Origin of the sequence: Streptomyces sp. CA-251387 (assembly GCF_050936625.1) — a bacterium.
Classification (GTDB): Bacteria; Actinomycetota; Actinomycetes; order Streptomycetales; family Streptomycetaceae; genus Streptomyces.
The window spans coordinates 6,961,443-6,972,500 of the sequence record NZ_JBNJMJ010000001.1 but is presented as its reverse complement, the minus strand read 5'-3'; the positions used below and the strand labels follow the sequence as shown (position 1 = coordinate 6,972,500).

Sequence of the window (11,058 nt, the reverse complement as noted above, 5' to 3'; positions counted from 1 at the left end):
TGGAGGTCCGTGAGGCGGTTGTCCAGCGGGAGCTGGTCCATCTTGAAGTCGCCGGTGTGGACCACCATGCCGGCGGGGGTGCGGATCGCCACGGCCAGGGCGTCCGGGATGGAGTGGTTGACCGCGACGAACTCGCAGTCGAAGGGGCCGATGCGCTCGCGGTTTCCCTCCGCCACCTCAAGGGTGTACGGGCGGATGCGGTGCTCCTGGAGCTTGGCCTCGATGAGGGCGAGGGTCAGCTTGGAGCCGATCAGCGGGATGTCCGGCTTCTCGCGGAGGAGGAAGGGGACGCCGCCGATGTGGTCCTCGTGGCCGTGGGTGAGGACGATGCCCTCGATGTCGTCGAGGCGGTCTCTGACGGACGAGAAGTCCGGCAGGATCAGGTCGATTCCGGGCTGCTCCTCCTCGGGGAAGAGCACTCCGCAGTCGACGATCAGCAGACGGCCGCCGTACTCGAAGACCGTCATGTTTCGGCCGATTTCGCCGAGGCCGCCGAGCGGGGTGACCCGCAGGCCGCCCTCGGGGAGCGGCGGGGGCGAGCCGAGTTCAGGATGCGGATGACTCAAAAGACTCTCCTCACCACGCACGCCACGTACCGGTCGGGCACGTGGCGCGCGTGACGTTCGTGCAGAAGCAGTTGTCGTTGTGGGGTGCAGGCACCGGTGGCCTGCTTATTCAGTTGTGAAGTCCGATGCGCGCCCTGGCGCGCGAAGTCTGGTGCTAGAGCTGTACCCCGCCTGCGGCAAGATCGATCTTGAGCTGCTCGATCTCCTCTGTGGAGCACTCGACCATGGGGGCGCGGAGGGGTCCGGCGGGCAGGCCCTGGAGGGCGAGCACGGCCTTGGTCGTCATGACGCCCTGGGTGCGGAACATGCCCGTGTAGACCGGGAGCAGCTTCTGGTGGATCTCGGTGGCCTTCTGGACGTCTCCGGAGACGTACGCATCGACGAGCGCGCGCAGGTCGGGGGTGACCACATGGCCGACGACCGAGACGAAGCCGACGGCGCCCACCGAGAGCAGGGGCAGGTTCAGCATGTCGTCGCCGGAGTACCAGGCGAGGCCGGAGCGGGCGATGGCCCAGCTGGCGCGGCCGAGGTCGCCCTTGGCGTCCTTGTTGGCGACGATCCTCGGGTGCTCGGCGAGGCGGACGATCGTCTCGGTGTTGATCGGGACGCCGCTGCGGCCGGGGATGTCGTAGAGCATGACCGGCAGCTCGGTGGCGTCGGCGATGGCCTTGAAGTGCCGGTACAGGCCCTCCTGCGGGGGCTTGTTGTAGTACGGCGTGACGACCAGGAGGCCGTGTGCGCCCACCCGCTCCGCCGCGCGGGCGAGCTCGAGGCTGTGGTGGGTGTCGTTGGTGCCGACGCCGGCCACCACGTGGGCACGGTCGCCGACCGCCTCCAGCACTGCTCGTACGAGGTCCGATTTCTCCGCATCGCTGGTGGTGGGCGACTCGCCGGTGGTGCCGTTGATGATCAGGCCGTCGTTGCCTGCGTCCACCAGGTGCGTGGCGAGCCGCTGCGCGCCGTCGAGGTCGAGTGCGCCGTCCGCCGTGAAGGGCGTGATCATGGCGGTGAGGACCCGCCCGAAGGGGGTCTGCGGAGTGGAGGTCGGAGCCATGGGTTACACGCTACTCGTTGCGCACGGCCTGGTCTGCCCTCGGGGGGTGCGGAAAAGTCAGGACAAAGATGGAGCCCGGCACTGCCTGCTCGGGGGTTCAAGCAGTGCCGGGTCCGTTTGATCAGGCTAGATGAACTTCTCTAAATGCCGCAATACGGACACCTCATGAGGCTGGTCCGTGCGGCCGTGCCCGGTCGGGGAACGGGAGTGCTTTACGGCGCCACACGGCCGTTCGCATTGAAGGCGGCGTACGTCAGCGGCATGAGCTTGGCCCACTCCGCCTCCATCTTCTCGCCGACCATCTCGATCTCGCGCTGCGGGAAGGACGGCACCTTGGCGAGCTCGTGCTGGGTGCGCAGGCCGAGGAAGTGCATCAGGGAGCGCGCGTTGCACGTGGCGTACATCGAGGAGAACAGGCCGACCGGGAGGACCGCGCGGGCGACCTCGCGGGCGACGCCGGCGGCGAGCATCTCCTGGTAGGCCTCGTACGCCTGCCGGTACGAGTCCTCCATGACGCGGCCGACCAGCTCCTGCTGGGCCTGGGTGCCCTCCACGAAGACGTACTTGCCCGGGCGGCCCTCCTGGACGAGCTTGCGGGACTCGTCGGGGACGTAGAAGACCGGCTGGAGCTCGCGGTAGCGGCCGCTCTCCTCGTTGTACGACCAGCCGACGCGGTGCCGCATGAACTCGCGGAAGACGAAGATCGGGGCGCTGATGAAGAAGGTCATCGAGTTGTGCTCGAAGGGGCTGCCGTGCCGGTCCCGCATCAGGTAGTTGATCAGGCCCTTGGAGCGCTCGGGGTCCTTCTGCAGCTCCTCCAGGGACTGCTCGCCGGCGGTGGAGACGCGGGCGGCCCACAGCACGTCGGAGTCGGCCGCGCTGTGCTTGACCAGCTCGACGGTGACGTCGCTGCGGAAGCTGGGCTTGAGGTCGTCGGCGGGGGTGTCGGTCACGGCTCGGAGGGTCCTTCCATCACTTCTCTCGGGCGGCGCCCACTCTACGGCCCGGCACTGACAACGGGGCGTTCGGTGCCGGGTCGCGACATACGTCGGCGAACTTCGGCGAATTTCTGTGAATTCGGCGAAACCGGGCACCTTTTGGGGCACTCGCCCGTCTGTGTCAGTGACAGTCAGTCATACGACCCCGAGAGGAGAAGACCCCCCGATGTTCCGTCGGCGTGAACCCGTCCCGTTCGCCTTCCTCGCCGAAGCCGACAGGTTCCGCAGCAATGTCGCTCCCCCGCCCCGTGAGCGGGCGTCCGCCGGTCAGATAGCCGGGCGCTGGCTGCTGGGGCTCACCATCGTCGCCGGGCTCGTGGGCTCGCTGGTCCTCGGCATGCCGGCGCTGTCCACCGATACCGCGACGCAGAATCAGCAGTCACAGGCCTCCCAGGGGCGCTGACTCCATCCGGCCCCCTCAGGGTGGTGAGTGGGGACACAGGTCGATAGCCTCACCGGGCACAGCCCACGCATGGATCGAGTGAGGACCAGCCGTGCCCCTGCCCTTCCTGACGGCCGACCGCACATTCGAGGCAGCCGACGACGTCGCGCTGCCCTTCGAGGACCGGGACCGCTGGCGGCGCCCCTACCGGCCCGGTCCCTGGCGGGTGGGCGTAGCGGCGCTGTGGCTGTTGCTGGCCTCCTATGTGCTGTTCGCCGCGGTCATCATCGCCCTGACCGGCTCGGTGACCGAGGCGGCTGTCGTCTTCGCCGTCGCGCTGCTCGTCATCGCCGGCGCCCTGCGGCTGCTGCGCATGGGCGTGTGGGTGAGCGCGCGCGGGCTGCGCCAGGTGGGCTTCTTCGTGACGCGTACGGTGCCCTGGGAGCAGGTCGTCGCCGTGCGGACGGTGCAGCAGCCGGTGCGCTGGCTGGGGTTGCCGCGGACGGTGCAGGGGCAGGCGCTGATGCTCGTGCGGCGGGGTCGTGCGGCTGATGACATGCCGACGCTGATGACCACGCACAATGCGGACTTCGTAGGGCGGCTCGCGGCGTTCGACCGGGCGGCCGACGCGGTCGAGGCGTGGGCCGCGGAGAGCAGTCGCGGCTGAGCCCGACGCAGACGCGCCGAAGGGGCCGGTCCGCAGAGGGTGCGGGCCGGCCCCTTCGACGTGCGCCTGTGCAGTCGTCGTACGGCTGAGTCCTCGTACGGCTCAGGCCTCGACGGTCTTGCCGTCGTGCAGGGCGATGGCGCGTTGCATCGCCTTGCGGGCGCGCGGGGTGTCGCGGGCGTCGTGGTAGGCGATGGCGAGGCGGAACCAGCTGCGCCAGTCGTCGGGGGCCGCTTCCGTCTCGGCCCTGCGCTTGGCGAAGACCTCGTCGGCCGAGTCGCGGTCGATACGGCCGCCGGGGGTGCGCTTCAACTCGTCGACGGGCAGGCCGCCCTCGGCGTCGAGTTCGGCGGCGAGGGCGTTGGCCTTGCGGACGAACTGGGTGTTCTTCCACAGGAACCACAGGCCGATCACCGGCAGGATCAGCACCGCGACGCCGAAGGTGACGGTGAGGACCGTGCCGGACTGGATGAGCATCACGCCACGGCTGCCGACCAGCACGAAGTAGACGACCAGGACGGCGGCCGTTATGGCGTAGGAGATCTTCGCGCGCATCTGGAAGCCTCAGCCCAGGTCCAGGAAGTGTTCCAGGCCGAAGGTCAGGCCCGGAGTGGTCACCACGCGGCGGGCGCCGAGCAGGATGCCCGGCATGAAGCTGCTGTGGTGGAGGGAGTCGTGGCGGATGGTGAGGGTCTCGCCCTCGCCGCCGAGCAGGACCTCCTGGTGGGCCAGCAGGCCGCGCAGGCGGACCGCGTGGACCGGGACGCCGTCGACGTTCGCGCCGCGCGCGCCGTCCAGGGCGGTGGTCGTGGCGTCCGGCGCCGGGGCCGTACCGGCGGCGCGACGGGCCTCGGCGATGAGCTGGGCGGTGCGCGTGGCGGTGCCGGACGGGGCGTCGACCTTCTTCGGGTGGTGCAGTTCGACCACCTCGACCGACTCGAAGTAGGGCGCGGCGATCTGCGCGAACTTCATCGTCAGGACGGCCCCGATGGAGAAGTTCGGCGCGATGAGCACGCCCGTCTCCGGGGATCCGTCCAGCCAGCCCTTCAGCTGCGCGAGGCGCTCGTCGGTCCAGCCCGTCGTGCCGACGACCGCGTGGATGCCGCGGTTCACGCAGTAGTCGAGGTTGGCCATCACCGAGTCCGGCGTGGTCAGTTCGACGGCGACCTGGGCACCCGTCTCCGCGAGCGTCTCCAGCTTGTCGCCCCGGCTCAGGGCGGCGACCAGCTCCATGTCCTCGGCGGCCTCGACCGCCCGTACCGCCTCGGAGCCGATGCGGCCCTTGGCACCGAGGACCGCCACGCGCAGCTTGCTCATCTTCTTGCTTCCTTAACCGGAGGGATGGGGACCGGAGGGGACGGGGCGAACCAGGAGAGGCTCAGGCGACGGCGTCCTGCAGCCGGGACGCCTGCTTGTCCTTCAGCGGGCCGATGACCGACAGCGAGGGTCGCTGTCCCAGGATCTCGCGGGCGACCGAGCGGACGTCGTCCGGGGTCACCGACGCTATCCGGGCCAGCATGTCGTCGACGGACATCTGCTCGCCCCAGCACAGCTCGCTCTTGCCGATGCGGTTCATCAGCGCGCCGGTGTCCTCAAGGCCAAGGACGGTGGAGCCCTTGAGCTGGCCGATGGCGCGGTCGATCTCGTCGTCGGGCAGGCCGTGCTCGGCGACGTGGTCGAGTTCGTCGCGGCAGATCTTCAGCACGTCGTGGACCTGCGACGGCCTGCAGCCCGCGTACACGCCGAACAGTCCGCAGTCGGCGAAGCCGGAGGTGTACGAGTAGACGCTGTAGGCCAGGCCGCGCTTCTCGCGGACCTCCTGGAAGAGGCGGGACGACATGCCGCCGCCCAGCGCCGTGTTCAGCACACCCAGCGCCCAGCGGCGCTCGTCCGTGCGGGACAGGCCGGGCATGCCGAGGACGACATGGGCCTGCTCGGTCTTGCGGCCGATCAGCTCGACGCGGCCCGCGGTGCGGATGCTGCGCCGGCCGGCGCGCGGGGCGATGGGGGCGGCGTCGCCGTTCCTGAAGGCGCCCGCCTTCTCGAACGCGGCGCGGACCTGTCGTACGACCTTGTTGTGGTCGATGTTGCCGGCGCACGCGACCACGAGGTGGGTCGGGTCGTAGTGCTTCTTGTAGAAGCGGCGGATGCGGTCGGCGGTGAGGGCGTTGACCGTGTCGACCGTGCCGAGGACCGGGCGGCCGAGGGGGTTGTCGCCGAACATGGTGTGCGCGAACAGGTCGTGCACGCAGTCGCCCGGGTCGTCCTCGGTCATGGCGATCTCTTCGAGGATGGCGCCGCGCTCGACGTTGACGTCCTCTTCGAGGATCAGGGAGCCCGTGAGCATGTCGCAGACGACGTCGATGGCGAGCGGCAGGTCCGCGTCGAGCACACGCGCGTAGTAGCACGTGTACTCCTTCGCCGTGAAGGCGTTCATCTCGCCGCCGACGGCGTCGATGGCGGAGGAGATGTCCAGGGCGGACCTGCGGGTGGTGCCCTTGAAGAGCAGGTGCTCCAGGTAGTGCGTGGCGCCGTTCAGGGCCGGGGTCTCGTCCCGGGAGCCGACGTGCGCCCAGATGCCGAAGGTCGCCGAGCGGACCGAGGGCAGGGTCTCGGTGACGATGCGCAGGCCACCGGGGAGGGTGGTCTTGCGGACGGTGCCGATGCCGTTGGTGCCCTTGATGAGGGTTTGGGTACGGGCGACGGCCCGCGCCTCCGAGGAGGTGCGGGCCGTCGCCGTGGAGCTACTCGACGTCACTTGTCGGTGTCGTCCTTCTTGTCGTCCTCGGAGCCTTCCTCGCCCTCGATCACGGGGACGAGGGAGAGCTTGCCGCGGGAGTCGATCTCGGCGATCTCGACCTGGACCTTCTGGCCCACACCGAGGACGTCCTCGACGTTCTCCACGCGCTTGCCGCCGGCCAGCTTGCGGATCTGCGAGATGTGCAGCAGACCGTCCTTGCCGGGGAGGAGGGAGACGAAGGCGCCGAACGTCGTCGTCTTCACGACCGTACCGAGGTAGCGCTCGCCGACCTCGGGCATCGTCGGGTTCGCGATGCCGTTGATCGTCGTACGGGCGGCCTCGGCGGACGGGCCGTCGGCGGCACCGATGTAGATCGTGCCGTCGTCCTCGATGGTGATCTCGGCGCCCGTGTCCTCCTGGATCTGGTTGATCATCTTGCCCTTGGGGCCGATGACCTCGCCGATCTTGTCGACCGGGATCTTCACGGTGATGATCCGCGGCGCGTTCGGGGACATCTCGTCCGGCGTGTCGATCGCTTCCATCATCACGTCGAGGATGTGGAGGCGGGCGTCACGGGCCTGCTTCAGGGCGGCGGCCAGGACCGAGGCCGGGATGCCGTCCAGCTTGGTGTCGAGCTGGAGCGCGGTCACGAACTCCTTGGTACCCGCCACCTTGAAGTCCATGTCACCGAAGGCGTCCTCCGCACCGAGGATGTCGGTGAGGGTGACGTAGTGAGTCTCGCCCTCGATCTCCTGGGAGATCAGGCCCATGGCGATACCGGCGACGGGGGCCTTCAGCGGCACACCGGCGTTCAGCAGCGACATGGTGGAGGCGCAGACCGAGCCCATGGACGTCGAGCCGTTGGAGCCGAGGGCCTCGGACACCTGACGGATCGCGTACGGGAACTCCTCGCGGGTCGGCAGGACCGGGATCAGGGCGCGCTCGGCGAGGGCGCCGTGGCCGATCTCGCGGCGCTTCGGGGAGCCGACGCGGCCGGTCTCACCGGTGGAGTACGGCGGGAAGTTGTAGTTGTGCATGTAGCGCTTGCGGGTCACCGGGGAGAGGGTGTCCAGCTGCTGCTCCATGCGGAGCATGTTGAGGGTGGTGACGCCCAGGATCTGCGTCTCGCCACGCTCGAACAGCGCGGAACCGTGCACCCGCGGGATGGCCTCGACCTCGGCGGCCAGCGTGCGGATGTCGGTGACACCGCGGCCGTCGATGCGCTTCTTCTCCTTGATCACGCGCTCACGGACCAGCTGCTTGGTGAGCGAGCGGTACGCGGCGGAGATCTCCTTCTCGCGGCCCTCGAACTCCGGCAGGAGCTTCTCGGCGGCGAGCGCCTTGACGCGGTCCAGCTCGGACTCGCGCTCCTGCTTGCCGGCGATGGTGAGCGCCTGGGCGAGCTCGGGCTTGACGGCGGCCGTCAGGGCCTCGAAGACGTCGTCCTGGTAGTCCAGGAAGATCGGGAACTCGCCGGTCGGCTTGGCGGCCTTCGCGGCGAGGTCGGCCTGGGCCTTGCACAGGACCTTGATGAAGGGCTTCGCGGCCTCCAGACCGGCGGCGACGACCTCCTCGGTCGGGGCCTCGGCGCCACCCTGGACCAGCTTGATGGTCTCCTCGGTGGCCTCGGCCTCGACCATCATGATCGCGACGTCGCCGTCCTCCAGGGTGCGGCCCGCGACGACCATGTCGAAGACGGCGTCCTCGAGCTCGGTGTGCGTCGGGAAGGCCACCCACTGACCGCGGATCAGCGCGACGCGGACGCCGCCGATCGGGCCGGAGAAGGGCAGACCGGCCAGCTGCGTGGACGCGGACGCGGCGTTGATCGCCACGACGTCGTACAGGTGGTCGGGGTTGAGCGCCATGATCGTGGCGACGACCTGGATCTCGTTGCGCAGGCCCTTCTTGAAGGACGGGCGCAGCGGGCGGTCGATGAGGCGGCAGGTGAGGATGGCGTCCTCGGACGGCCGGCCCTCACGCCGGAAGAAGCTGCCGGGGATCTTGCCGGCGGCGTACATCCGCTCCTCGACGTCCACCGTCAGCGGGAAGAAGTCGAGCTGGTCCTTGGGCTGCTTGGAGGCGGTGGTGGCCGACAGCACCATGGTGTCGTCGTCCAGGTACGCCACGGCGGAACCGGCGGCCTGCTTGGCCAGGCGGCCCGTCTCGAAGCGGATGGTGCGGGTGCCGAAGGAGCCGTTGTCGATGACGGCCTCGGCGTAGTGGGTCTCGTTCTCCACTAGCGTTTTCTCCGTTACTTTGTCGTCTTTCGTCCCTCGCTGCCCGTGTGGCAGGGGGACGGTGGCGGAGAAGCGCTCCGTGCGGTGCGGGCCGGTCTTCGATCGAAGCACCCGGGGCTCGCTTCCCCCGGGGGCCACTACCGAGGACCGGCGGCGGCTAGGCGCGCTTCTCCTCTTCTTGTTGTGCGTCTTGTCGTGCTGTGTCGTCCGTATTGCGTTGTGCTACCACACTACAAAGCGTGAGTGACACTCCGCATGTTTCCGCACGCACGGCTGACTTTCCGCACGTACGGCAAAGGGAGCGGCTCCCGATCCTCCCGGGAACCGCTCCCTTCACGGCGTCTTACTTGGCGCCCGCCGCACCGCGGCGGATGCCGAGGCGGTCGACCAGCGCACGGAAGCGCTGGATGTCCTTCTTGGCCAGGTACTGCAGCAGGCGGCGACGCTGACCGACCAGGATCAGCAGACCACGACGGGAGTGGTGGTCGTGCTTGTGGGTCTTGAGGTGCTCGGTCAGGTCGGAGATCCGACGGGACAGCAGAGCGACCTGGACCTCGGGGGAGCCGGTGTCACCCTCCTTGGTACCGAACTCGGAGATGATCTGCTTCTTCGTAGCGGCGTCGAGCGACACGCGTACTCCTCATGATCTGTGGTTGCCGCCGAGTGCCCCTGGTCTTCTTCTCAGGGGAGCTTCCGTGACTCGGGAGGCGGGGATCCGCTGGGCGCGGCCTCCAGGGCTGTGCAGGGCTGCTGCGGTGCTCCGGGGGCGCGTACACAAACGGCCGTCACACAGCGTACCAGCCCACGAGCACGCCCTTCACCGGCGGCCCTGCGCGGCCCCGCGCCGGTCAGACCCCGCCGCGGACCTTGCCGTAGACGTCGAGGACGGCCAGGCAGATCGGGACCAGGGAGAGCAGCACCAGCGAGTCGGCGAGGTCCAGCATGCGGCCCCAGAAGGGGGAGAGCCCCTTCTGCGGCACGATCAGGGCGATCGCGATGAGCAGCAGCACGCCGACGCCGACGGAGGCGCCGAGCCACAGGGTCCGTACGTTGACCGGGCCGGAGTTGTTCTGGAGCAGCTCCATGATGATGTCGGCCGGCGGCGAGATCGCGAGGCCGAGGACCAGCAGGGCGAGCGTGACGACACCGGCCACGAACAGGCAGGTGACCTGGGCGGTGTAGCGGAACAGACGGGCCCGCAGCATCGCGGCGAGGCCGGTGCACAGGGCGAGCAGCTGGGCCCAGCCGTTGTCGCTGAAACCGAGCACCGCGCCGCCCGCGCCGATGATGACGGCGGCGCAACCGCCGACCATGCCGAGCAGCAGTTCGTGGCCCCGGCTGGTCTGGGCGACGATGCGCTGGACGTCGACGGCCTCGAGGTCGCCCTCGATGCCCTCGCGACGGGCCCTGGCCAGGTCCTCCGGGTTGCGGAAGCCGATCGGCAGCTTGGCGAAGCGGGCGGACCAGCCGGGCAGGAAGCCGACGACCGCCAGGGCGACGACCGCGGTGCCGGCGGCGATCTCCCGGGGCTCCGCCTCGGTGAGCACACCACAGAACACGGCGAGCGTGCCGATCGCGGCGGCGAGCGCGGCGGCCACGAACGGGGCGTCGCCCTGCGGCAGCAGCATGATCAGTACGACGGAGAAGAGCAGTACGGCGACGCAGCCGACGAGGAACTGGATCCGGCCGGGGCCTTCGCCGGCGTCCTGGGGGATGGCGCCGGAGCCGGCGATGAGCGCGTGCGGCAGCGCCGAGATGCCGAGCGCGACGGCGGAGCCGCGGTCCTCGTACACCCGGGCCCGTACGCCGGCGAGTGCCGTCAGGGCGAGCGCGGTCACGCCGGCGAGGATGCCCTGCAGGCCGTGCATGTCGTGCCGGATCGGGTCCGCGAACCAGAAGACGAAGCCGAGCATGACCAGCAGCAGCGATCCGGCGACGAGACCGGCGATCCGCATCAGGTTGTCGTTCCAGCTGCGGGTGTCCTGCTTGACCGCGGCGGCGATCGCGTCCACCACGTCGTCGTGCACGGCCGGCGGCAGCGAGTCGGCGAAGGTGCGCAGCAGCAGCACCTCACCGTCCCTGACCCGGTGCTCGAGCAACGAGCGGCTGGCGTCGAGCACCTGGCCCTCGCGGGTCACGAGGTGGTAGCCCGAGGGACTGGTGTCCGACTGGACCAGGCCCGAGAGCCTCACGATCTCGGGAAAGAGGTCCTGGATCGGCAAGTCCTCGGGCAGCGCGACGTCGACACGGCTGTCCGGTGCTGCGATGGTGATTCGGCAGAAACCTGTCGAAGTCCCCGTGCTCACCTGGTGTTCCCCCTGCTAGACAAGGCTTCCTCGCGCCGCTCGTACGACGCGGAGCGCCACCATATCCGTTGCCGCACCCGCCGCAGGCCCTACCTCCCCCATTCCTCC

At 69.4% G+C, this 11,058-nt stretch carries 11 protein-coding genes (1 of these 11 cut by a window edge); 2 read left to right on the top strand and 9 right to left on the bottom strand.

The window, feature by feature from the left end; translation table 11 throughout:
* The 3 genes from ACQEV2_RS31305 to thyX all read right to left on the bottom strand — a co-directional run.
* Window positions 1–566 carry the beginning of a ribonuclease J gene (locus tag ACQEV2_RS31305; RefSeq protein ID WP_433048858.1) on the bottom strand. The gene continues 1,120 nt to the left of window position 1, outside the view, so only the first 566 of its 1,686 coding nucleotides appear in the window; it begins with the start codon at window positions 564–566; its stop codon lies off the left edge, out of view.
* A gap of 154 nt (window positions 567–720) precedes the next feature.
* On the bottom strand, window positions 721–1,620 hold the full coding sequence (gene dapA, locus ACQEV2_RS31300) for a 4-hydroxy-tetrahydrodipicolinate synthase (protein ID WP_433048855.1): 900 nt from the start codon (window positions 1,618–1,620) through the stop codon (window positions 721–723).
* A gap of 212 nt (window positions 1,621–1,832) precedes the next feature.
* Complete coding sequence (gene thyX, locus ACQEV2_RS31295) at window positions 1,833–2,573, bottom strand: FAD-dependent thymidylate synthase (RefSeq protein ID WP_128435320.1); 741 nt, start codon at window positions 2,571–2,573, stop codon at window positions 1,833–1,835.
* A gap of 211 nt (window positions 2,574–2,784) precedes the next feature.
* On the opposite strand from thyX, the gene ACQEV2_RS31290 reads away from it, so the two are divergent.
* Together ACQEV2_RS31290 and ACQEV2_RS31285 are read left to right on the top strand one after the other, a co-directional pair.
* Window positions 2,785–3,021 (top strand): hypothetical protein, encoded by a 237-nt coding sequence (locus ACQEV2_RS31290; RefSeq protein WP_433048852.1) that lies wholly within the window; start codon window positions 2,785–2,787, stop codon window positions 3,019–3,021.
* A 91-nt stretch (window positions 3,022–3,112) separates the two neighbouring features.
* Complete coding sequence (locus tag ACQEV2_RS31285) at window positions 3,113–3,667, top strand: PH domain-containing protein (RefSeq protein ID WP_433048849.1); 555 nt, start codon at window positions 3,113–3,115, stop codon at window positions 3,665–3,667.
* Between the two features lie 102 nt (window positions 3,668–3,769).
* Here the strand turns inward: ACQEV2_RS31285 and ACQEV2_RS31280 are convergent, their stop codons facing one another.
* From ACQEV2_RS31280 to eccD, 6 genes are all read right to left on the bottom strand, one after another.
* Window positions 3,770–4,222, bottom strand: coding sequence for a hypothetical protein (locus ACQEV2_RS31280; protein WP_433048846.1), 453 nt, complete (start codon window positions 4,220–4,222; stop codon window positions 3,770–3,772).
* A gap of 9 nt (window positions 4,223–4,231) precedes the next feature.
* Window positions 4,232–4,984, bottom strand: a complete 753-nt coding sequence (gene dapB / locus ACQEV2_RS31275) for a 4-hydroxy-tetrahydrodipicolinate reductase (RefSeq protein WP_433048843.1) — start codon at window positions 4,982–4,984, stop codon at window positions 4,232–4,234.
* Window positions 4,985–5,045: 61 nt separating this feature from the next.
* Window positions 5,046–6,425 (bottom strand): M16 family metallopeptidase, encoded by a 1,380-nt coding sequence (locus ACQEV2_RS31270; RefSeq protein WP_433048840.1) that lies wholly within the window; start codon window positions 6,423–6,425, stop codon window positions 5,046–5,048.
* Window positions 6,422–8,644, bottom strand: coding sequence for a polyribonucleotide nucleotidyltransferase (locus tag ACQEV2_RS31265; RefSeq protein WP_433048837.1), 2,223 nt, complete (start codon window positions 8,642–8,644; stop codon window positions 6,422–6,424). The genes ACQEV2_RS31270 and ACQEV2_RS31265 overlap by 4 nt, the downstream gene beginning before the upstream one ends.
* 343 nt (window positions 8,645–8,987) lie before the next feature.
* Window positions 8,988–9,275 carry a 30S ribosomal protein S15 gene (gene rpsO, locus ACQEV2_RS31260; RefSeq protein ID WP_004982702.1) on the bottom strand — a complete coding sequence of 96 codons (288 nt, stop codon included), beginning with the start codon at window positions 9,273–9,275 and terminating at the stop codon, window positions 8,988–8,990.
* 217 nt (window positions 9,276–9,492) lie between these two features.
* On the bottom strand, window positions 9,493–10,950 hold the full coding sequence (gene eccD, locus ACQEV2_RS31255; protein ID WP_433048833.1) for a type VII secretion integral membrane protein EccD: 1,458 nt from the start codon (window positions 10,948–10,950) through the stop codon (window positions 9,493–9,495).
* Window positions 10,951–11,058: the final 108 nt, after the last annotated feature.